The sequence below is a fragment of the Allomuricauda sp. XS_ASV26 genome, assembly GCF_041224615.1.
GTDB classification, from domain to species: domain Bacteria; phylum Bacteroidota; class Bacteroidia; order Flavobacteriales; family Flavobacteriaceae; genus Flagellimonas; species Flagellimonas alginolytica.
This window is the reverse complement of record NZ_JBGFGK010000026.1, coordinates 172,484-193,985: the sequence shown is the minus strand read 5'-3', so window position 1 is coordinate 193,985 and position 21,502 is coordinate 172,484. Positions and strand designations below refer to the sequence as shown.

At 42.5% G+C, this 21,502-nt stretch carries 20 protein-coding genes; 4 read left to right on the top strand and 16 right to left on the bottom strand.

Annotation, left to right across the window (positions count from 1 at the left end):
- The first annotated feature begins 31 nt into the window (after positions 1–31).
- Entirely contained in the window at positions 32–1,138 is a 1,107-nt protein-coding gene (locus tag AB9K32_RS01365) for a serine hydrolase (RefSeq protein ID WP_369884128.1), read from the top strand.
- Between the two features lie 97 nt (positions 1,139–1,235).
- Here the strand turns inward: AB9K32_RS01365 and AB9K32_RS01360 are convergent, their stop codons facing one another.
- The 5 genes from AB9K32_RS01360 to ftsY form a co-directional block, all read right to left on the bottom strand.
- Positions 1,236–2,861: a Gfo/Idh/MocA family protein gene (locus AB9K32_RS01360; protein WP_369884127.1), complete on the bottom strand. Its 1,626-nt coding sequence runs from the start codon at positions 2,859–2,861 to the stop codon at positions 1,236–1,238.
- Positions 2,858–3,337, bottom strand: a complete 480-nt coding sequence (locus AB9K32_RS01355) for a DoxX family membrane protein (RefSeq protein ID WP_252080183.1) — start codon at positions 3,335–3,337, stop codon at positions 2,858–2,860. Before AB9K32_RS01355 ends, AB9K32_RS01360 begins: the two co-directional genes overlap by 4 nt.
- A gap of 285 nt (positions 3,338–3,622) precedes the next feature.
- Positions 3,623–4,924 (bottom strand): 30S ribosomal protein S12 methylthiotransferase RimO, encoded by a 1,302-nt coding sequence (rimO, locus tag AB9K32_RS01350; RefSeq protein WP_369884126.1) that lies wholly within the window; start codon positions 4,922–4,924, stop codon positions 3,623–3,625.
- A gap of 113 nt (positions 4,925–5,037) precedes the next feature.
- Positions 5,038–6,702 carry an amidase family protein gene (locus AB9K32_RS01345; RefSeq protein ID WP_369884125.1) on the bottom strand — a complete coding sequence of 555 codons (1,665 nt, stop codon included), beginning with the start codon at positions 6,700–6,702 and terminating at the stop codon, positions 5,038–5,040.
- Between the two features lie 2 nt (positions 6,703–6,704).
- A complete protein-coding gene (gene ftsY, locus AB9K32_RS01340; protein WP_224837747.1) occupies positions 6,705–7,661 on the bottom strand; it encodes a signal recognition particle-docking protein FtsY in 957 nt (318 codons plus the stop codon).
- Between the two features lie 211 nt (positions 7,662–7,872).
- On the opposite strand from ftsY, the gene AB9K32_RS01335 reads away from it, so the two are divergent.
- Entirely contained in the window at positions 7,873–9,756 is a 1,884-nt protein-coding gene (locus tag AB9K32_RS01335; RefSeq protein ID WP_369884124.1) for a hypothetical protein, read from the top strand.
- A gap of 74 nt (positions 9,757–9,830) precedes the next feature.
- Here AB9K32_RS01335 and AB9K32_RS01330 read toward each other — a convergent pair whose 3' ends face one another.
- From AB9K32_RS01330 to recR, 9 genes are all read right to left on the bottom strand, one after another.
- Positions 9,831–9,983, bottom strand: coding sequence for a DUF4295 domain-containing protein (locus AB9K32_RS01330; protein WP_224837749.1), 153 nt, complete (start codon positions 9,981–9,983; stop codon positions 9,831–9,833).
- 39 nt (positions 9,984–10,022) lie between these two features.
- Entirely contained in the window at positions 10,023–10,205 is a 183-nt protein-coding gene (gene rpmG, locus AB9K32_RS01325) for a 50S ribosomal protein L33 (RefSeq protein WP_100817574.1), read from the bottom strand.
- Positions 10,206–10,233: 28 nt separating this feature from the next.
- Positions 10,234–10,461, bottom strand: a complete 228-nt coding sequence (gene rpmB / locus AB9K32_RS01320) for a 50S ribosomal protein L28 (protein ID WP_100817573.1) — start codon at positions 10,459–10,461, stop codon at positions 10,234–10,236.
- Positions 10,462–10,535: 74 nt separating this feature from the next.
- Complete coding sequence (locus AB9K32_RS01315) at positions 10,536–11,786, bottom strand: competence/damage-inducible protein A (protein ID WP_338196014.1); 1,251 nt, start codon at positions 11,784–11,786, stop codon at positions 10,536–10,538.
- Positions 11,787–12,125, bottom strand: a complete 339-nt coding sequence (locus AB9K32_RS01310) for an Hpt domain-containing protein (protein WP_224837751.1) — start codon at positions 12,123–12,125, stop codon at positions 11,787–11,789.
- Positions 12,125–12,736: a fumarylacetoacetate hydrolase family protein gene (locus AB9K32_RS01305; RefSeq protein WP_224837752.1), complete on the bottom strand. Its 612-nt coding sequence runs from the start codon at positions 12,734–12,736 to the stop codon at positions 12,125–12,127. The genes AB9K32_RS01310 and AB9K32_RS01305 overlap by 1 nt, the downstream gene beginning before the upstream one ends.
- 31 nt (positions 12,737–12,767) lie before the next feature.
- On the bottom strand, positions 12,768–13,541 hold the full coding sequence (locus AB9K32_RS01300) for a 3'-5' exonuclease (protein ID WP_224837753.1): 774 nt from the start codon (positions 13,539–13,541) through the stop codon (positions 12,768–12,770).
- A 72-nt stretch (positions 13,542–13,613) separates the two neighbouring features.
- A complete protein-coding gene (locus AB9K32_RS01295) occupies positions 13,614–14,978 on the bottom strand; it encodes a dihydrolipoamide acetyltransferase family protein (RefSeq protein WP_369884123.1) in 1,365 nt (454 codons plus the stop codon).
- Between the two features lie 79 nt (positions 14,979–15,057).
- Positions 15,058–15,678: a recombination mediator RecR gene (gene recR / locus AB9K32_RS01290; RefSeq protein ID WP_224837755.1), complete on the bottom strand. Its 621-nt coding sequence runs from the start codon at positions 15,676–15,678 to the stop codon at positions 15,058–15,060.
- Positions 15,679–15,754: 76 nt separating this feature from the next.
- On the opposite strand from recR, the gene AB9K32_RS01285 reads away from it, so the two are divergent.
- Positions 15,755–17,242, top strand: coding sequence for a sodium:solute symporter (locus tag AB9K32_RS01285; RefSeq protein ID WP_224837756.1), 1,488 nt, complete (start codon positions 15,755–15,757; stop codon positions 17,240–17,242).
- Here the strand turns inward: AB9K32_RS01285 and AB9K32_RS01280 are convergent.
- Positions 17,226–17,585, bottom strand: coding sequence for a CoA-binding protein (locus AB9K32_RS01280; protein WP_224837757.1), 360 nt, complete (start codon positions 17,583–17,585; stop codon positions 17,226–17,228). The genes AB9K32_RS01285 and AB9K32_RS01280 overlap by 17 nt on opposite strands.
- Before the next feature lie 343 nt (positions 17,586–17,928).
- Between AB9K32_RS01280 and AB9K32_RS01275 the strand changes: the two genes are divergently transcribed.
- On the top strand, positions 17,929–20,379 hold the full coding sequence (locus AB9K32_RS01275; protein WP_224837758.1) for a TonB-dependent receptor domain-containing protein: 2,451 nt from the start codon (positions 17,929–17,931) through the stop codon (positions 20,377–20,379).
- Between the two features lie 111 nt (positions 20,380–20,490).
- On the opposite strand, the gene AB9K32_RS01270 is transcribed toward AB9K32_RS01275, so the two are convergent.
- Positions 20,491–21,498 (bottom strand): 3-oxoacyl-ACP synthase III family protein, encoded by a 1,008-nt coding sequence (locus AB9K32_RS01270; protein WP_224837759.1) that lies wholly within the window; start codon positions 21,496–21,498, stop codon positions 20,491–20,493.
- Positions 21,499–21,502: the final 4 nt, after the last annotated feature.

Sequence of the window (21,502 nt, the reverse complement as noted above, 5' to 3'; positions counted from 1 at the left end):
GTATATGTTACGTAAAATTTCAATTCTCTGTATGCTGGGTTTAATAACGTCCTGTGCAGAGAATGGCCCCAGCGACCCTTTGCAAAAAGCGCTTTCCTCTACCGATCCAAAGATTGCCAATGTTATGCAAAATCTGGATGCCCACGAAGTGCAGATCAGATATACTCAAATTGACCGTAGGAACGACAGCATTATTTTTACCGATTATGATTTTCAGGTAGAAAAAAACAATTATTTCTATCCAGCGAGCACAGTCAAGTTCCCAGCTGCAGTGGCTGCCTTGGAAAAGTTGAACGAAATCGATACACTGAACGCCCATTCCACCTTTTTTGTGGAAGGCGATTCTGTACAAACCACATTCGCAAAGGCCGTATCGGAGATTTTTGCGGTTTCGGACAATGCCGCCAACAACAGGTTAATTGAATTCTTGGGTCAGGACGACTTAAATAAAAGAATGTTGGACCGTGGCATTTCCCCCATTAGGATTTCCCACCGTTTATCCACTAGCAATGCCGACGAGGTCACCACAAAGTCTTTGGTTTTTTACCTAAACGACTCCACGACCACCATGAGCGCTCCTATAGTAAACGATCCGATACTCCCATTGGATTTGCAAAACATTAAAAAGGGAATCGGTTTTATGGGCGATGATAAACTCCAAAAGACCCCGTTCGATTTTAGTTTAAAGAATTACTACCCTATCCAAGCCCAGAGCAACTTATTAAAAAGGGTGATGTTTCCTGAAGCATTTCCTGCAGAAGAGCGTTTTAATTTAAATGAAAAACAATACGAGCTTCTCCACACCGCCATGCACACCTTACCCGCTAAGGTGGGTTATGACCCGGATGAGTATTACGATAGTTATGTTAAGTTTTTTATGTTTGGCGACCACACGGACCCCATGCCAAATCACATAAAAATTTACAACAAAGTAGGGTATGCCTATGGCACCTTAACGGATTGCGCCTACATTAAAGACGCAGAAAACGATGTGGATTTTATACTTACCGCAACCATTTTGGTAAACAGCAATGGCATATTTAACGATAACACTTATGAGTATGACGAAATAGGAATCCCGTTTCTGGCACAGTTAGGAAGAGAGATTTATGAAATCGAGTTGGAGCGTAAAAAATAGTCCATCCCTAAAATATACCATTATAAAAAAGCGGGACATTGCCTCGTAATCTTATCTTACTCGGCAACATCCCACTTCCGGATTAAAATCCTAAAAGTCAAGAAACCTCATCAACCATTTCTGGCTGGATATTCCAATTATCGTTGGCCAACAGTACTTGGTCAAAATCGACACCCTCAATGGGCTTTAATGTTTGACTGGCCGCATCCCACTCTATTTTTCTGCCCAATTTCCAGGACAAGCCGGCCATGTGTGCCGAAATGGCCTCATCAAAACCTTCTTTAATGCCACAGCTTACATTACCACCATTCTTAATTACACTCAGCCACTCCCGCATATGTAAGAAAGTAGAATCTACACGAACACCATCTATATAGGTCCACATAAGACCCTTATCGGCAAAATATTGCGATGTGGCCGATGAAACCGCATCGGTCGACCCTGCAGCTGGATCATATTGGTAAATGGGCACATTGGGTTTCATTTTCTCAGCCTCCAACATGTCGGCATATCGGGTGGATGCGCTATCGGGCCAAACAGTTAATCTATTGCCCAGTTCCATGGTAGCATCGTGCCCCATTAAAATTGTAGGTCGATTAAAACCGTTGCCCAATGTGGCACTGTAACAAAAGGTCATTCCCCTTTCTTTGCCCTTGGTTTGACTGCTTCCGGTACTGAACTCGGGAAATTCCATATTCACCTGGATCACATCCGGAACATTTCTACCATCGTTATGGGTGTAAATTCCGCCCGAAGCGCTGACCGCAGTCGGAATACCCATGTTCAGCACACAATTTAACCTGTCGTAATCGTGGGTCAACAAATCGCCCGAAAGACCCGAACCATAGGCCCACCACTTACGCCACCTAAAAAAATGGTTCTTATTGAACGGTACTTTTGGTGCAGTGCCTAAAAACTGTTCCCAATCAATGGTTTCGGGGCTGGCTTTCTCATGGAGATCATAATTCCAAGCGCCATTGTCATCGTTACGGTTTGTGTTGGTCTGGATCAACGACACATGTCCCAAAGTCCCTTTTTCCACAATATCGCGGGCGGTACTAAAACTTAGGGTTTGCCTGTGCTGGTGTCCCACAGCGAACACTGCTTCGGATTTTTCGGCAGCATCGCGCAAAGTGTAGGTTTCTTCAACCGTATGTGTCATAGGTTTTTCCACATAGACATGTACATTATGGTTCAAAGCCTCAATGGACATGGGGGCATGCCAATGATCTGGTGTTGCGATCACCACGGCATCCACTTCACCACTTTTGATCATATCCTTATAATTCAAATATCTTTTGATCTTATTGTCCTCCGTGGAGAAAGAGTTGATGAATTTCTCTGCCCGCACATCAAATACATCACAAATGCCCACCAATTTCACGTTGAGACGTTCTTGGGCCTCAAAATCCTCCAATCTTTTGTTATTAAGGTCTTCTTCGGCAGCCAAGCGCATTTCTTCTTTCCACTCGTCGGTAGCAAAGCCCAAGGCCCTTGTCAATTGCTCTCCACGGATACCAAATCCAATTACCCCTATGCGAACTGGGTCGCCTCCTATCCCGGGAACCGCAGGTGGCAATGATGGTTTTATATTGAGCTGCTCCAATATTTCTGAACGCTTCTTGCGCGAGTTGACCGAGGTTGCCGCTCCTGCCCACCATACAGCTCCAAGTATGGGAAGGCCGCCCAACCCTATCAATAGGTCTCTTCTAGTCCATTTCATTGTTCCTGTGTTTTAAGTTTGTTCTTTCTGAGATAATCCAAGCCAAAGTAACTTCCCGTGGGCAATTGATATATTACAATACAGGCCACCAGCTCAATCAAGTTTTTATTGATGATCCAGTAGTTTCCCTCGACGTTCATTTGGGTGAGTCCCGGGAATGGCGGATGTGCCAAGAAATAAAGTGCCAATAGCCCTACCCCGACAAAGGCACCGATTCGTTCAAAAACCCCCAAGGTAAAGGTTACACCTACCACCATAAGGGCAATAATATTCATGGTATCTACCCAACCTATGGTTGCATCACCAATCAACATGGTAAAAAACCATTCAAATGGTCCTTGTGCGGTGGCCAAATACCCAAAAGATGTCCATTCCGGATTATACATCTTCACCACACCTTCAAACAAAAAGTGCCACCCGATAAAGATGCGAAGCAAGGCAACACTGGCTTTCAGTTTATTTTGATTTTGGTTCATAGTTGTTGGTATTAATTCTACAAAAAAGGTATTCCGTACATGCTATGGAAGCTAGTAGCCCAACTTCTATAGTCCCGGATTTTGAAGTATTAAAATTACCCAACAACCACGCTAATTAACATGATCATTGTCAGTTTTATGTATGGTGGACAAGAAAAATGTAAAGCAACCCATTCCATTCGGCAAAGGTTGGATGTTATAATTACCGGTCGGTAATATTTATCGGAGATTCATGATCTAAGACAAAAACAGGGGCACTTTCAAGATTACACCGGAGCCCCTTTTTTAAGCTGGCTCCCCAAACAAATCGTAATCCGATGCATCTGTAATCTTGATATTTACAAAGTCACCGATTTTCACATAATGTTTGGTGGCATCGATCAGCACTTCGTTATCCACATCGGGCGAATCGAACTCGGTGCGGCCCACAAAATGGTTGCCTTCTTTCCTGTCGATGATACAGCGGAAAGTCTCCCCTATTTTCTCTTGGTTCAATTCCCAGGAAATCTGTGATTGGATCTCCATAATAATGTTTGCGCGTTCTTGCTTTACTTCTTCGGGAACATCGTCCTCCAAATTAAAGGCATGTGTATTTTCCTCGTGGCTGTAAGTAAAACAGCCCAAACGTTCAAAGCGCATTTCTTGTACCCATTGTTTCAAGGTCTCAAAATCTTGTTCGGTTTCTCCAGGGTAGCCAACGATCAAAGTGGTTCGAATGGCCATATTAGGTACGGTTTCCCTAAAATCGTTCAACAGTTTTGTAGTTTTCGCCTGTGTAGTCCCACGCCGCATACTTTTAAGTATGGAATCGGATATATGTTGAAGGGGAATATCTATATAATTGCACACTTTTGGCTCGTTGCGCATTACTTCCAGAACATCCATTGGGAAGCCTGTTGGGAAGGCATAATGCAAACGGATCCATTCTATCCCCTCAACTTTCACCAACGCTTGGAGCAATTCTGCCAAATTTCTTTTCTTGTACAGATCAAGGCCATAATAGGTTAGGTCTTGCGCAATCAAAATAAGCTCTTTTACCCCGTTCGCAGCCAGTTTAGCTGCTTCGGAGACCAAATCCTCAATGGGGGTGCTTCGGTGCTTTCCTCGCATCAAAGGTATGGCACAGAAAGAACATGGACGATCACATCCTTCCGCAATTTTTAGATAGGCATAATTCTTAGGGGTTGTGGTAAGTCGTTCCCCGATGAGCTCATGCTTGTAATCGGCTCCAAGAGCTTTTAATAAATTGGGAAGATCACTAGTTCCAAAATATTCATCAACATTGGGAATTTCTTTTTCCAAATCCGGTTTGTACCGCTCGCTCAAACATCCCGTTACGAACACTTTGTCCACTTTCCCTGCTTCTTTTCGCTGTACGTAGTCCAAAATAGTATTGACACTTTCTTCCTTTGCATTGGCAATAAATCCGCAGGTATTGATTACCACGACATTGCCCTCTTCCTCGTGGGCCACTTCTTTGTTATTGGCGCGCAATTGTCCCATTAACACTTCCGAGTCGTAGACATTTTTGCTACAACCTAAGGTCACCACGTTGATTTTATTCTTTTTGAGCGATTTTGTGCGCATATTTTCTTTAAATGGAGTGCAAAAATACAACAACAAGGAGCATTACGATCAATTTGGGATATATTTTTGGAAATGAAGGTTTCTACCGATACAATATCCCAAAAACGATTACACTAATCTTGATAGCCTTCTGGTATTTTTCGAGCGTTGGTAATATCCTCAAATGCTTTTCCAATTCGTAATAGCAGGGCCTCGGAAAACGGTTGACCTATAAAGGTTAAATTTTCGGGCTCACCATCTGCTTTATAGCCCATGGGAACGGTAAGGGCAGGATATTCAGCAGCAGCTGCGTAACCTGCATGGTAATTGTTGATGCTTAACAAAACATCCAAATCATTCTGGATCATTGGCTCAAAATAGCCTCTTCCCGTAAGCAATACATCCTCTTTTATTCTTTTTAATCTTTCTTCTGATGTTGAATCACGCAGAATGGATTCAAAACGTAATTGTCCGTATGGAATCCTAACCAACGAATCTTTACCATTAAAACTTACCACGTCTAACACCGAACTTATTTTAACAGCATCTTTATTTTTAACCTGAGTCTCTAAATAAGTCTTCAAGTCGTTCTTCATATCTGCCTCCAATAAGGTGAGAAATGTAGAGGGCAGGTGATAATTTTGGTTTTCAAATGTTACAATCTCTGCTCCAACTTCTTTTAATCTGGCTACTGCGGCAGCATACAGGGAATCATCTTCCATTAAACTTTGTATCGCCCCAAAACGGATTGACTTTAAAGGCTCCGGATTATTCCACGCAGATAAAATGCCCGGTTCCGCTTTTACCGATTTGTAATCTGTTTCATCCTTACCCAACATGGCATCCAATAAAATGGCATTGTCGGTCACATTTTTTGTCATGGGCCCAGGCGTGTCCAAAGTGCTGGATATAGGAACAATCCCGGTTCGGCTCAAGAGGCCTATAGTTGGTTTTAGTCCGACCACTGAGTTTTGACCGGACGGGGACAAAATGGAACCCGAAGTCTCCGTGCCCACTGTTGCTACGGCATAATTTGCAGCAGCAGATGTGCCACTGCCAGCACTGGAACCTCCTGTATCAAAAATTCTTCTTCCGTAGGGGTTCAAGGTCTGTCCGCCGACCGCACTCTGCCCGTTCGGACATCCGTCACAAATAAAATTGGCCCACTCGCTAAGGTTCACTTTGCCCAATATTAAGGCTCCATTTGCCTTCAAACGTTCCACAATAAATGCATCATCGGTTTCATTTTCCATTAAAGCAATGGCGCCTGCAGTCGTTTTCATTCCCGTGGCCCCGATATTGTCCTTTAATAGAATGGGCATACCATAAATAGGATGATGGATTTCCAGTGATTCGTCTAACTGGCGTGCCTCATGCAACACATTCGGATTTAAGGCGATTATGGAATTTAATGTGGTACTGTTGGGCAATTCGTATTTGTAGATTCTATGCAGATAAAAAAGCACCAACTCTTCATAAGTGAATTTTCCTAGGTCGATATGGCTTTGGATAGTTGGTATGTCCTGCTCCAAAACCAATGGTCTCATGGCTTCATAACGTTCTTCATAAAATTTTGAGACTTCATCATACAAAGGAAGAAACACCTCATTTTTATCCAAGACCTTACTTTGGATAAATTTGTAGCGCATTCTCTTATTTTCGTGCTCTGCATTGGCAGCCACTTCGGTGGAATCGTTGTAGGGAGTCCAGAGTACAATGTTTTCGTTGGTCTTGGCCTTGTGATCTTTACAAGAAATGAATCCGATCAACAGTAAAACAAACCAAAGGTACCGGCACATAGCTATATTTTAAAGAATGAATCCACAAACTCATATTTATTGAACACCTGAAGATCCTCAATGCCCTCGCCCACACCGATGTATTTCACTGGAATCTGGAATTGGTCGGAAATACCGATGACGACCCCACCTTTTGCAGTACCATCCAATTTGGTCACGGCCAAACTGGTGACTTCGGTGGCTTTGGTAAATTGCTTTGCCTGTTCAAATGCATTTTGCCCGGTAGAGCCATCCAATACCAAAAGTACCTCGTGCGGGGCATCTGGAACCACTTTTTGCATGACGCGCTTTACCTTGGAAAGTTCGTTCATTAAATTGACTTTGTTATGCAATCGGCCTGCTGTGTCCACCAGAACAACATCTGCCTGTTCCGCGACTGCGGAATTTAGGGTATCGAAGGCAACGGATGCGGGGTCGCTACCCATTTTTTGTTTCACAATAGGGACATCCACACGTTTGGCCCAGACCTCCAATTGGTCAATGGCCGCTGCACGGAAGGTATCGGCCGCTCCCAGCACCACTTTAAGGCCCATATTCTTAAATTTATGGGAGAGTTTTCCTATCGTGGTCGTTTTGCCCACACCGTTTACGCCCACAACCATGATCACGTAAGGCTTTTTATCTTTTGGAACCGTGACTTCACTATCTTCACCGGTTTCCGTTTCCGAGAGCAGCCCGGCTATTTCTTCCCGTAAAATTGTATTGAGTTCTTCTGTTCCCAAATATTTATCTCGGGATACCCGCTCTTCGATTCGGTCGATAATTTTAAGTGTGGTGTTCACACCTACATCAGAAGTGACCAAAATCTCCTCGAGACTATCGAGTACCTCATCATCAACTTTGGACTTACCGGCCACAGCCTTGCCCAACTTGCCAAAAAAACTGGTCTTTGATTTTTCGAGGCCTTTGTCCAAGGTCTCCTTTTTGTCTTTTGAAAATATATTTTTGAATAAGCTCATCCTGTATTCTTTGAGAATGGTCAAAGATAGGAAAGTAAGGGGAGTTTTATCAACTCAATATCCAAGTAAAACCCAAAGAAATTTCAATATGAGCTAAAACACAAACCTCAATTAATCAAAGTTTTACAATTGCTTATCATCTCTTTGCAACATTTTTTCGAATGCTTGGCGGACCCTTGCTATCTTTAGGCCGGAGATTAACCGATTATATATGAAAAATCCGTTGCAAGGGATATTGTTCATAATGGTTACGTTCTTTTCTTTAACCATTTTTGCTCAGGATACATTTTCCGATACTTTTAGCAATGTGTCCTATGCCAACAATGATGGTACCCAAAGTTGGACTACGGATTGGCTGGAGTTTAACGATAACAACAATCCTGCAAACGGATATATCAGCATAAACAACAACGAGTTAAGGTTTAGATACATTTGGACAGAAAACTTGAGGCGTACTGCCGACCTAAGTGCTTATTCTACTGCCAATCTTACTTTTGATTGGAGAACATCGAGCCTTGAACCTGGCGAGACACTGGCCGTTGAGATATCTTCCGATGGTATTAGTTTTACAACCTTGGATATCTTTTCCGGGACCCAGAGCGGAACATTTGATCAAGACATTACTGCCTTTATATCCAATCTTACAACTATACGGTTCAGCAAGGGAGGAATTGATTGGTCCAACAACAACGATAGAGCTTATATAGATAACATAACCATTTCAACCACCTCTGTTCCTCAAACGGATACTGACGGGGACGGCATAATTGATGCGGTTGACCTGGACGATGACAACGACGGAATAACAGATGAGGAAGAGTATTGTTCTACCATAAACACGTCATTCTTGACCTCGTCCAATGTAGGTGAACGTTCTGTTGTTATCAATCATACCGATACAGAATATTTACGGCTTGATTTTTCTTCCATGGACAATTCCTTTCAATTGGACATTAATGGCAGTGTAATCCACCCTTCTGTTTTGGAGTTTGAAAATGGTGCGTTGGATGCCGGGGACGAATATTTTGTATTCCAATCCGATGGTAGTTTTATCAGTCAGCCTTGGGTAGCCAACTCAAATGGAATACCCCGACTGCGTTTAATTGTAAATGAATTGGGGGAAATCCAATTATATGGCACCAGAAATACCGGCTCTACGACATTGGAACCCATGGAGGCCCAAGGGGGCACTCCGTTCAACACCATTCCATGGATTCCCGCAAACAACAATACCTTTACAATCACTAATCAAGCAGGCCCCGGACCTGAAGGGTTTACAGGCAATCTATTCGCCAGTGCAATTTGTGATACCGATGGAGATGGCATTAGCAATGAGCTAGACCTGGATTCCGACAACGACGGTATTTTTGATATTGTAGAATCTGGTGTTTTGAGTGAAATAGGTGTTACAGATCTAAACAACGACGGCAGAATTGATGGAGCCGTAGCTGGATCTGGAACTAATGGGCTTTATAACACTATTGAGGATACAGACACCGAATACGCCCTCTTGTCCTACTCAATTTTTGATTCTGATTCCGATGGCAGCTACGACGCCTATGTTTTGGATGCAGATGGTGATGGATGCAACGATGTTCGCGAAGCTGGGTTTACCGACAATAACGATGATGGCTACTTAGGCCCTAACCCGGTTACGGTAAATATCGAGGGATTGGTTACCAGTGGATCGGACGGATATACAACTCCGGCCGACAACAATGCGAACACCACATACGATTACAGGGAAATAGGTTCTGCCCCAAACATAACTGCACAGCCTACAAATACAGTTACATGCCCTGGGTGTACCACTGCTTTATCCGCAACCGTAACAGCCGACCAGTTACAATGGCAATACTATAATGGCACTATTTGGACAAATCTTACGGACGGAGGCATTTACTCTGGGACTACCACTACAACGCTGACCATTACTGGACCAACTACCACCGAAAACAACACCCAGTATCGTTTGGTTACGAGCAATAACGGATACATATGTGGCATCACAACCTCCGATGTTGCTACACTTACACTCCAAGTGGGCTCGGTAATTACCAACAGACGGATTACATATAGGGTAAATAAAAATTAACCCGTTAATTTTATGCCATAAAAAAAGCCGCTAATCAGCGGCTTCTATAATTTGAATAAGGAAACGTTCCTTATTTATTGCTTGTTCAACCAGTCGTTAACCAATTCTGGTGCCATTACAGACTCTACAAATGTGTAAGCACCGGTTTTGGGTGACTTAACCATTTTAATGGCCTTTGTCAATCTTTTGGATGATGACTGAAGTGTTGCTACTGTTTTCTTTGCCATGGCTTATCTTTTTCTGCTCTTTACTTTGTAAAAAAGCGATTACTTAATTTCTTTATGAACGGTCATACGCTTAAGAATAGGATTGTATTTTTTGATTTCCATCCTATCTGGCGTGTTCTTCTTGTTCTTTGTGGTAATATACCTAGAAGTACCTGGCATACCAGATTCCTTGTGCTCTGTACACTCTAAAATTACCTGAACCCTATTTCCTTTCTTTGCCATTGTATTGTACTTAAAATGCTTTTACAACTTACTTTTTGGAATTGATTTCCTTTAAGACAGCAGAGATTCCTTTTTTGTTGATGATTTTCAACCCACGGGCAGAAACGTTCAAGGTTACCCAACGATCTTCTTCTGGGATATAAAATCTCTTCTTGGAGATATTTGCATCGAATCTCCTTTTGGTCTTATTGATAGAAAAGGAAACGTTGTTTCCAAACATCACCTTTTTTCCTGTTACTTCACAAACTTTAGACATCTCCCTAACTATTTGAGTGATTTTATTGAGGCTGCAAATTTATACCATTTTAATGGGACGTACAAAATTCTTTTTCAGAAATTTAAAATTTCTTTGTACAACAACTCAAAAGCCTTGTTTACAGACTTTTTTACCACCCGTTCCCTATGCTGTCCCATCACGAATTTATGGGCAAACGTACCGGACGGTGTTCCAATTGCTATATAAACGGTACCAACATCGGCATTGGAGTCGCCTTTTGTAGGACCGGCATTACCTGTTGTGGCTATAGAAAAGTCTGTTGCCATTTTGCTTTTCACATTCTCGGCCATGGCAATGGCCACTTCTTCACTCACTACGGAATGCTTATCTATAAGTTCTTGTGGAACGCCCAATAACCGAACCTTCATTTCTGTGGCATAGCATACCAAACTACCCTTAAAATAACTGGAAGCACCAGGAATTGCGGTTATCCGTTCGGCAATACTACCTCCCGTAAAACTTTCTGCAGTTGACAAGGTCATCCTTTTATCGTTCAAAAATGCACCTATCTGCTTTTCTACATTCCCGATCTCTTCTTCTTCCCCATAAATTATATCGCCGATCAGGGGGTATAATTTTTGTATTTGTTCATCTATAGCCGATATCAACGCTTCTTTATCGTATCCTTTTGCGGATAAGCGCAATCTAACCCTGCCCAGATTGGGTAGGTAGGCAAATTTGATAAAGGAGGGCAAATTATTCTCCCAGTCCTCGATCTTCTCTGCAATCGCACTCTCTCCCAGACCATAGGTCATAAGGGTTTTATGTACAATATGGGGTCGGTTGTATTCTTCGATTATTTTGGGAAGAACGGCTTTGACCAACAGGTTTTTCATTTCGTATGGGACACCGGGCAACGAAATATAGGCCGTCTCTCCCTTTTTCATCCAAATACCGGGTGCTGTTCCAAACTCGTTGTGGAGCACCGTCGCTTTTGATGGCACCAAGGCCTGTTCCCTGTTCAAATCGGAAATGGGCGTAGTGATGTATTTTTTGAAAAGTTCTTCGATATGCTTGAGTACAGCATCGTTACGAACCAGCTCATCCCCAAAAAAGTCACAAAGGGTCCGCTTGGTAACGTCGTCCTTTGTTGGCCCAAGTCCTCCTGTAAGTATAACTACAGAGGAACGTTCTCCAGCCTCTTTAAGGGATGTTAGTATATGCTCCTTATCATCTTGAATCGAAGTAATCTGATAGACAGAAACTCCTATTTTGTTCAATTCTTTGGAAATAAAGGCAGAATTGGAATCTACTATTTGGCCAATGAGAATCTCATCTCCAATGGTGATGATTTCGGCTTGCATCTATAAATTAAAGTCGTTTTTTAATTCCGTGACCACTTGGAGCACATCTTTTTTTAGAATAGGGAAGGTTGCCTCTATTTCTTGCATGCTCCCGGTCGTTTTTCCCAAGGTTTCTATTTCCAGCGCCTTGGCTCTGGTCTGCTCCATGCCCAAAATATCCACATTGGGCTTGATTTTGTGTGCGAGCTTATATATGTTTTCGTAGTCCTTGGAATGAATAGCTTTTTCCAGACTGTCCAAATCCTCCGGCACTTCTTCCAAAAACACAGAAATTACAGAGGTGATAAATTCCTCATCACCTTCCGCCATTTCATTTATCTTATCGAGGTTGTAAATCATTATCTTACATTAATATCAAACATTTTTTCTCCTTCCAATAAACCTACAAGGTAATCATTTGGGCTTACTTTACCAACACCGGCCGGCGTACCTGTAAAGATGATATCTCCTTTTTTCAACATAAAATACTGGGATACATGGGCTATGATCTCATCTATCTTCCACAACATTAAAGAGGTATTTCCTGCTTGTACCGTTTGGTCGTTCTTTTGTAATGAAAAATTAAGGTTGTCCATATCCTTGAACCTTTCCTTGGACAGCCACTTTCCAACTATGGCGGCACCATCAAAACCTTTGGCTTTTTCCCAAGGGAGGCCTTTGGCCTTTAACTTGCCCTGTAGATCTCGCGCTGTAAAATCGATGCCCAGCCCTACTTCGTCAAAATATTTATGGGCAAACTCGCGCGAAATATGTTTTCCCACTTTTTTGATCTTGATCAAAACTTCTACTTCGTAATGGACATCGTTGGAAAATTCCGGGATATAAAAATCCTGCTCTTTGGGCAAAATTGCAGAATCCGGCTTTATGAACACCACGGGCTCTTCCGGACGTTCGTTGCTCAACTCTTTGATGTGGTCCACATAATTACGTCCAATACAAATCAGCTTCATAATTTGTTCTTCGGGGTTACGAGTATGTATCCTAAAATTTATTGTTGAGCTTGCTCAACTTTATTTGGGTAAGCACTTTCTTAGTGTACAAGGGGAAATCCGCGTTTAGGAGCCATCCAAAGTAACCGGGTTCTTTTTCCATTACCTCGTCCACGGTTTTTCCTTTGTGTTTTCCAAACGAAAATATAGGGTTATCGTTTTCATCAAGCCCTATAAAACCTGCAAAATCCAGATTCTGTCTTCTTGTGGTGAACTCCGATAGTTTTTTTATGTCGTTTTCGAGTTCCGGATAACGCTCCAATTGCGCCAATAACACCTCGTATGTTGCCAGGGTATCCGCTTCCGCACTGTGGGCATCGTCCAGGTTTTTATCGCAATAGAACTTATAGGCGGCTTCCAAGGTTCTTTTTTCCATTTTATGGAAAATGGTCTGTACATCTACGGAAACCATGCTCTTCATATCAAAATCCACCCCAGCACGCAACATTTCCTCCGCCAATAACGGTATATCGAACCTATCGGAATTAAACCCCGCTAAATCACTATCGCGGATCATTGCGTAAATTTCTTTGGACAATTGTTTAAAAGTAGGCTCATTGGCCACCTTCTCGTCGGATATTCCGTGAATGGCCTCCGATTCTGCCGGTATTGGCATTTCCGGGTTCACCAACCAGGTTTTACTTTCTTTATTTCCATTGGGATATACTTTTAAAATCGAAATTTCTACTATTCTATCTTTTGCGACGTTGGTACCGGTGGTCTCCAAATCGAAAAAACAGATAGGTTTGGTCAATTGTAATTGCATGTGAGGATTATTAAATAAAATTCACGTGACTTCTAAATTAAGCATAGTGACAGGAATATGATCGGTTTTCCGTTATATTTCCCTGTTTATGTCCCAAGCTTCCAAATAATCTGCCACCGATTTTACGAACATTCCTCCCAGAGCACCATTTACCACTCTGTGGTCGTAGCTATGGGAAAGATACATTTTACTGCGTATTCCAATATACTCACCTTGGTCCGTCTCTATAACCGCTGGTATTTTTCTAATTGCCCCCAATGCAAGGATTCCAACTTGTGGCTGATTTATGATCGGCGTTCCAAAAACACTACCAAAAGAACCTACGTTGGTTACCGTGTAGGTCCCATCCTTGATCTCATCCGGTTTTAACTGATTATTCCTTGCCCTGTTGGCCAAATCGTTGACTGTTTTGGCCATACCCACCAAGTTTAGTTGATCGGCATTTTTAATTACGGGAACGATCAAATTTCCATCGGGCAGGGCAGCTGCCATACCTAGGTTGATATTTTTCTTTTTGATAACATTGTCCCCATCCAAGGAAATGTTCATCATCGGAAACTTTTTAAGGGCCATGGCCACAGCTTCCATAAATATTGGAGTAAAGGTCAATTTCTCTCCTTCGCGCTGTTGGAAGGCATTTTTCACCTTGTTTCTCCAGTTGACCACATTGGTTACGTCCACCTCGACAAAACTTTGAACGTGAGCCGATGTGGAGATACTTTCCACCATATGATGGGCGATCAATTTACCCATTCGGGAAAGAGGGATTACCTCATCACCTGCTTTAACAGGTACTTTGGCGGCCATCGGCTTATCCACCGACTTAGTTTGTACTGGTTGTTGAGCGGAAACCCTTTCCTCTTTAGCCTCTGTTTGCTGTGTTGTGGGCTGGTTCACCTTATTGCCATTGGATCGGTTTTCCAAATAGGCCATTATATCATTCTTGGTTACCCGGCCTTCTTTTCCTGTGCCCACAATAGCTTCCAATTCATCCATGGAAACTTTTTCTTCTTTAGCTATGTTTTTTACCAAGGGCGAATAAAACCTTTCGGAGCTGGAAAAATCGGGAGCGGATGCAGATACGGATTCCTTTACCCCTGCCATTTGTGCTTCCAGTTCCATTGCTGGGGTCTCGGCAGATTCTTCCGCCTGGGCTTCTTGGACACCGGCATCGTCTGCAACGTTGTCCACCTCTCCCTCCACTTGGATCACAGCAACAACTTCTCCTACTTTAATTACATCGTCTACATCGAACCGCTTTTCCAACAACACCCCCTCTACTTCACTGGGAACTTCGGAGTCCACTTTGTCCGTAGCAATTTCAAAGACGGCTTCGTCCATCTCTATGGTATCGCCCACTTCCTTAAGCCAAGTAGTCAGTGTAGCTTCTGCAACACTCTCACCCATTTGCGGTAATTTCAATTCAAATTTTGACATATTCGTATTTATCGAAGAGATTTTGATTTATATTTTTCAAAAATACTAAAGAAATCGACTTATTTTTGGTTTATGTTCATTAATTTGCTTTAATAGAGGTTTCAAAAGGCACCCTGTTAATGATACTTCTTCCCAAAGTAACCTCATCTGCATATTCCAATTCATCACCTACCGAAATACCCCGTGCAATTGTGGAGGTGGCAACTTCCAGTCCTTCCAATTGCTTATATATGTAGAAATTGGTGGTATCACCTTCCATGGTGGAGCTCAGGGCCAAAATTAATTCTTTCACGGTTCCGTCCTTCACTTTTTTTATTAGGGACGGTATATTCAAATCTTGGGGACCTACGCCCTCCATTGGCGAAATCTTCCCTCCGAGAACATGGTACAATCCATTGTACTGCGAGGTATTTTCTATGGCCATAACATCCCTGATATCCTCTACAACACATACCATGGTTTCGTCTCGTTTGGGGTTGGCACAGATTTCGCACACTTCGGTATCGGAAATATTATGGCAGTTCCTGCAAAAGTTTACTTCGGTTCTCAACTTAAGTAAGGCATGGGCCATAAGCTCGGTTCTTTCTTCGGGCTGTTTTAGAAGGTGCAGCACCAATCGCAATGCCGTCCGCTTCCCGATTCCGGGCAATTGGGACATCTCGTAAACCGCATTTTCCAATAGCTTAGATGAAAATTCCATACTAGTATTTCTTTTGCAAAATTACGATTTTACTATTATCAATTTACTTTCTTACTTTGCAAATCAAATTTCAACTATGTCAGCCACCCAAATTCTATTGTTGATAGGCGCGTATTTTTTGGTGCTTATCCTTATCTCTTACTTTACTGGTAAAAACGACTCCAACGCCGATTTTTTTAAGGCGGGCAAACAATCTCCTTGGTACGTGGTCGCCTTTGGAATGGTGGGCGCATCACTGTCCGGGGTTACGTTTATATCGGTTCCCGGTTGGGTCGGTGACAGCCAATTGACCTACATGCAAGTAGTTTTGGGATATCTGGTCGGCTATTTTGTGGTCGCTTATGTGCTTTTGCCACTGTACTACAAGCTGAACCTCACCTCTATTTATGAGTATTTATTGGAGCGATTTGGCAAAGTAAGCCACAAGACCGGCGCATTTTTCTTTTTTATCTCGAGGGTTTTGGGCGCAGCTTTCAGATTGTACCTTGTAGCCATTGTTCTGCAACAATTCGTTTTTGATGACCTTGGGGTACGTTTTGAATTTACGGTGGTAATTTCCATTTTACTGATTTGGATCTATACCAATAAAGGCGGCATAAAGACCATAGTTTGGACAGACACTCTGCAAACGCTTTTTATGATCTTGGCCGTAATCCTATCCATAATTATGATCAACCAAGAATTGGGATGGAGCTTTGGTGAGTTTTTAGCCTCTGAAGAATTAAAAAATTATAATGATTTTTGGGTGACCGATAGTTTTCTCGATAGAAGTTATTTTATCAAATCTTTTGTTGGAGGTATGTTCGTTACCATTTGCATGACAGGCCTTGACCAAGATATGATGCAAAAGAACCTTACCTGCAAATCACTGAAAGATGCACAAAAAAACATGGTATCCTTTAGTTTTGTTCTGGTCGGGGTAACATTTTTGTTTATGCTTTTGGGTGCATTGCTCTATATTTTTGCACAGCGAGAAGGTATTGGCATTCCATTGATGGATGGTTCGCCCAAAACAGATTTACTCTTCCCGGAAATTGCTTTGAACGGGGGGCTCGGCCTGGCCTTGTCCGTTACTTTTATGTTGGGACTTATAGCAGCGGCATACAGTAGCGCGGACAGCGCCCTTACTTCCTTGACCACATCTTTCTGTGTGGACTTCTTAAATGTTCAGCAAATGGGGGATCAAGAGCAAAAAAAGATCAGAAAACGAACCCACATTGTAATGAGCCTGATGCTTATTTTGGTGATCATAGCCTTTAAATATATATTGAGCAGCAACGTAATAGATAGCCTGTTGACCGTTGCAGGGTATACTTACGGCCCTCTATTGGGACTTTTTGCATTCGGCATCTTCACCAAGCACAAGATCAAGGACAATTATGTATGGATCGTGGCCCTCGTGTCCGTTGTATCCATAGTTTGTATCGCCAATATTCCCGCCTCTTACCTAGGAGGATACCAAGTTGGCTACGAACTTTTGCCGCTAAATGGCTTGTTGACCTTTATTGGTTTATGGTTAATACGAAAAAAAGAACCGTTGCCCAACACTAGTACTGCCCAGTAGCAAGCAGCACCAAAGTACAGGCGACCTCCACCTCAACACCCTTATTTTGAAGGATTTGATAAAACTCAGGGTTCTCGGTCCCGGGATTAAAAATGACCCTTTTGGGGTTAAGGTCCAGTATATTTTTATAATATTCCTTTTGGTTTTTTGGGTTAAGATATAAAGTTACCGTCTCAATATTTTGAAAATCACTCCAGTTATCCTTAACTTGCACCCCTGATACAGTTCCCCCACGTATCCCAAATGCGGTTGTTTCAATTTTGTTATCGACCAGCCTACGAATTGCTGTGTTACTGTATCTTCTCGGGTTTGTAGAAGCCCCTACAACAAGTGTTTTTTGCATTTGTTAATTTTTGTGTTAAACTTTAATGTAGACTGTAACTTTTAATAAAGATACTCGTCTATTTTTTATATCTTAAACTTCATTGGTAAGACTGTATTTTTATAGTTAATGGTTAGTGTTTAGTATAGCTTATCAATGTACAACCCCGGTAAATTTACCGGGGTTTCTTCTTTTAAGGACCTACCTAATGGTCTTGCGAAGACCCAACTCCTTACAAGACCCAAGTTACCTCCATACTTGTTAAAGATTGTTAAAAATGATTTAACGTGTAACAAACCTCGGGCCTCGGCGTCTTAAGTATATCATCAATCAATCTAATCATCAATCAAAAAACGAACTACTCATGAAAAATGTGAGCTTTCTTTTTGCACTTTTTCTGTGCATGGCACTCCCTAAAACTTTATCTGCAAACGACCCTGGCAGCGCCTTGGGTTCCATTAATGGAACCGTTGTCGATGAACTATCCAAACAACCTGTCGCTTATGCGGCCGTGGTAATCAAATCCGAAGATGGCAGCCAGACCATAACCGGTAGCATCACCACCGAAAACGGAACTTTTGAAATAGATAAACTCCCCGATGGCACTTTCCTTTTCGAAGTTCAATTTATTGGATATAAAACCTATTCCCAAAAACTGGTAATTGCGAAAGGAAAACGAAACCTCAATATAGGCACTGTAATCCTTATTGAAGAAACCAAAGAGCTGGAAGGCGTGGAACTGGTGGCCGAACGGACCACCATAGAACAGCGCGTAGACCGAAAAGTTATTAATGTTGGTAAAGATCTGACAACTGCAGGTGCAACCGCTTCCGATATTATGAACAACATACCCTCTGTGAACGTGGATTCCCAAACTGGTGACATTAGCCTAAGGGGAAATTCCAATGTACGGGTAATGGTAGATGGTAAATTGTCCAACATACCAGTGGCGCAATTGCTAAGACAGATTCCCTCCACTGCCATTAAATCCATAGAATTGATCACCAATCCGTCCGCCAAATACAATCCTGAGGGCATGAGCGGTATCATTAATATTGTACTGCACAAAAATGCAAATATCGGTTTTAACGGTAATGTAAATTTAGGTCTTACCAAGGGTATCGAAGCCAAGTTCAATAGCTCCATAGATATGAACTATCGCAACGGAAAATTCAATTTGTACGGAAACTACGGAAATAACATTGGCAAATGGGTAAACGATGGAAGCATTCTTCGTACCGAGGAAAACTCACTACAAGAGTTTGATTTTTTCAACAACAACAAATCACACCTTTACAAATTGGGAGTGGATTTTTACCTGAATGATAAAAACACCATCTCCTTTTTCACCAACCAAAATATTTTTGAGGGCGAAGGAACCGGAAGTACGGAGGTATCCTATTTTAACGACCCATCTCGCAACGTGAACCAATTGTTCCTGGACGATTCCAATAACCGAAGTGAACAGTACAATTTTGATTACAAACTTGATTTTAACAAAGAGGGGCACAACATTGAACTGGAAATAGACCACAACCAGTTCGAAAGCGAACAAGATGCGGATTTTAGCTCAACCGGCGCATCTACCTATCCAAATTATATGGATTTTGTGGATACGGAGAGAACGCAGACTACGGCAAACTTGGATTACGTTAATCCTTTGGACAGCATTTCCAAGCTCGAACTTGGCCTCGAATCCAGAAACTTTGAGACCGAAGTGGACTACTCCTCTACCGGGCAATCGTTCAATAGCAATGGTAATTTGGTACCCACCCCCTCCACAAAGTTTATTTACGACATGGATATTTATTCCGCATATGCCACTTTTGGCCAATCTTACGAGCGTTGGTCCTATCAAGTGGGTGTTCGCCTAGAAGATGTTCAGGTAAAAGCGGATACCAATACGGTACGAGCCTTTACCGATAAGTACACGGAAATCTATCCCTCGGCATTTGTTACGTACAAGACCAACGAAAAAGACCAGCTCCAAGTAAGCTATAGCAGAAGGGTAGATCGTCCAGGCCTACAACAAGTTAATCCGATCAGGGAATTTGCCACGCCCCTGATATCTTCCTTCGGAAATCCAAATTTGGAACCGCAGTTCACCAGTTCCTACGAAGCCAATTATACCAAAAGAATAAAGAACGGTAGTGTTACAGGCGGAGTCTTTTATCGAAGTATTACCGACGAAATCAACAGAGCCGTGTACATAGATCGCTTGGATTTGAACAAAACCATTCTGACTTTCGATAATTTTGATAAAACCTCGGCCTACGGAATTGAACTTTCCACCAATTATCGCCCCACTAAATGGTGGAATATAAATGGTAGTTTCGACCTTTTTTCGCAAACGCAAAGAGGAATAACAGAAACCTTGAACGCTACCGGGCCAACACCTAGCGAGCAGGACATCGTGGAACAACGGGTGGAGGTTGACAATACGGCATGGAACCTACGGATGAACAATAGCTTTACGGTAACAAAAAAGCTAACGCTACAAGCCTTTGGTTTCTACCGTGGAAGAAACAAAAGTATACAGTTCGATGCAGAACCCATGTACTTTGTGAACTTGGGAGCTCGCTACAGCTTTGCCGAGGGCAAAGGCACCCTTAGCTTTAATTACAACGACATTTTCAATACCATGCGGTTTGCTTTTGATGGAGATTTTCCATATGCCCAAGAAGGCGGTTTTAACTGGGAAAGCAATAATGTTTACGTTGGACTCTCCTATCGTTTTGGAAGTGGAAAGTATCGTGCCAAGCAACGTAAAAGAAGAGACGACAACACTAAGCAAGGTAGCGGTGGAATCCTATAAACATATTGATGCTCCATATTCGAGTGTTGGTTGGTTATCTATCTTGTGAGAGCATCAATAAAAAACCCCGATCCTGGTGATCGGGGTTTTAACTTTTAGTTTAAAAAGGGGTTACCACCGAATTATGGCACTCCCCCACGTAAAACCACTGCCAAAAGCGGCCAACACCACTACATCTCCTTCTTTGATTTTTCCTTCCTCCCAAGCCTCTGTCAAGGCAATGGGAATGGATGCTGCGGTAGTATTTCCATATTTCATGATGTTGTTGAACACCTGATCATCTTTTAGACCAAATTTCTTTTGTATGAATTGTGAGATGCGCAAATTGGCCTGATGCGGAATCAGCATATCGATATCCTCTGGTTTTAAATCATTCGTTTGTAATCCTTCCATGATCACTTCACTGAATCGAACCACGGCATTTTTAAACACAAACTGGCCGTTCATATAAGGAAAATATGAAGTATCCTCGGAATCGGCATCTTCGATAATATCGGTAACCCAACGTTTGCCCATGCCAGGGGCGATCAAGGAAAGCTCTTCGGCATGTTGACCTTCGGAATGTAAGTGGGTGGATAAGATACCTTTGGAGGTATCCTCTTCCCGGGTAAGCACGGCAGCACCGGCACCATCTCCAAAAATTACGGACACTCCCCTGCCCCTTGTGGTCATATCCAACCCATGCGAATGCAGTTCGGAACCAATTACAAGTACATTTTTGTACATGCCACTTTTAATATATTGGTCTGCCACGGAGATTCCGTAAACAAAACCCGAACATTGGTTGCGTACATCCAAAGCGCCCACTGTTTTTAGCCCCAGGTCTCGCTGAACCAACACTCCAGGTCCGGGAAAATAATAATCAGGACTCAATGTGGCAAATACAATAAAATCAATATCGTTCTTGTCTATACCGGCACGCTCAATCGCCTTTTCGGCTGCTTTGACCCCCATAGAAGTAGTGGTATCGGTACCTTTGATCACGTGGCGTCTTTCCTTTATCCCGGTACGCTCTTGGATCCATTCATCATTCGTGTCCATTACTTTGGACAGATCATCGTTGGTGACCACATTTTCAGGGACGTAAAAACCTAGTCCAGCAATCTTGGAATTGTACATGTAT

Bases quoted from the DNA above. Each gene is read 5' to 3' on its own strand.
- ftsY (WP_224837747.1), bottom strand. From the start codon at position 7,661: ATGAGCTTATTCAAAAATATATTTTCAAAAGACAAAAAGGAGACCTTG.
- AB9K32_RS01330 (WP_224837749.1), bottom strand. From the start codon at position 9,983: ATGGCAAAGAAAACAGTAGCAACACTTCAGTCATCATCCAAAAGATTG.
- AB9K32_RS01335 (WP_369884124.1), top strand. From the start codon at position 7,873: ATGAAAAATCCGTTGCAAGGGATATTGTTCATAATGGTTACGTTCTTT.
- AB9K32_RS01305 (WP_224837752.1), bottom strand. From the start codon at position 12,736: ATGAAGCTGATTTGTATTGGACGTAATTATGTGGACCACATCAAAGAG.
- rpmB (WP_100817573.1), bottom strand. From the start codon at position 10,461: ATGTCTAAAGTTTGTGAAGTAACAGGAAAAAAGGTGATGTTTGGAAAC.
- AB9K32_RS01275 (WP_224837758.1), top strand. From the start codon at position 17,929: ATGAAAAATGTGAGCTTTCTTTTTGCACTTTTTCTGTGCATGGCACTC.
- AB9K32_RS01270 (WP_224837759.1), bottom strand. From the start codon at position 21,498: ATGTACAATTCCAAGATTGCTGGACTAGGTTTTTACGTCCCTGAAAAT.
- AB9K32_RS01360 (WP_369884127.1), bottom strand. From the start codon at position 2,861: ATGAAATGGACTAGAAGAGACCTATTGATAGGGTTGGGCGGCCTTCCC.
- AB9K32_RS01280 (WP_224837757.1), bottom strand. From the start codon at position 17,585: ATGCAAAAAACACTTGTTGTAGGGGCTTCTACAAACCCGAGAAGATAC.
- AB9K32_RS01355 (WP_252080183.1), bottom strand. From the start codon at position 3,337: ATGAACCAAAATCAAAATAAACTGAAAGCCAGTGTTGCCTTGCTTCGC.
- AB9K32_RS01300 (WP_224837753.1), bottom strand. From the start codon at position 13,541: ATGCAATTACAATTGACCAAACCTATCTGTTTTTTCGATTTGGAGACC.
- recR (WP_224837755.1), bottom strand. From the start codon at position 15,678: ATGGAATTTTCATCTAAGCTATTGGAAAATGCGGTTTACGAGATGTCC.
- rimO (WP_369884126.1), bottom strand. From the start codon at position 4,924: ATGCGCACAAAATCGCTCAAAAAGAATAAAATCAACGTGGTGACCTTA.
- AB9K32_RS01315 (WP_338196014.1), bottom strand. From the start codon at position 11,786: ATGCAAGCCGAAATCATCACCATTGGAGATGAGATTCTCATTGGCCAA.
- AB9K32_RS01365 (WP_369884128.1), top strand. From the start codon at position 32: ATGCTGGGTTTAATAACGTCCTGTGCAGAGAATGGCCCCAGCGACCCT.
- AB9K32_RS01295 (WP_369884123.1), bottom strand. From the start codon at position 14,978: ATGTCAAAATTTGAATTGAAATTACCGCAAATGGGTGAGAGTGTTGCA.
- AB9K32_RS01310 (WP_224837751.1), bottom strand. From the start codon at position 12,125: ATGATTTACAACCTCGATAAGATAAATGAAATGGCGGAAGGTGATGAG.
- rpmG (WP_100817574.1), bottom strand. From the start codon at position 10,205: ATGGCAAAGAAAGGAAATAGGGTTCAGGTAATTTTAGAGTGTACAGAG.
- AB9K32_RS01345 (WP_369884125.1), bottom strand. From the start codon at position 6,702: ATGTGCCGGTACCTTTGGTTTGTTTTACTGTTGATCGGATTCATTTCT.
- AB9K32_RS01285 (WP_224837756.1), top strand. From the start codon at position 15,755: ATGTCAGCCACCCAAATTCTATTGTTGATAGGCGCGTATTTTTTGGTG.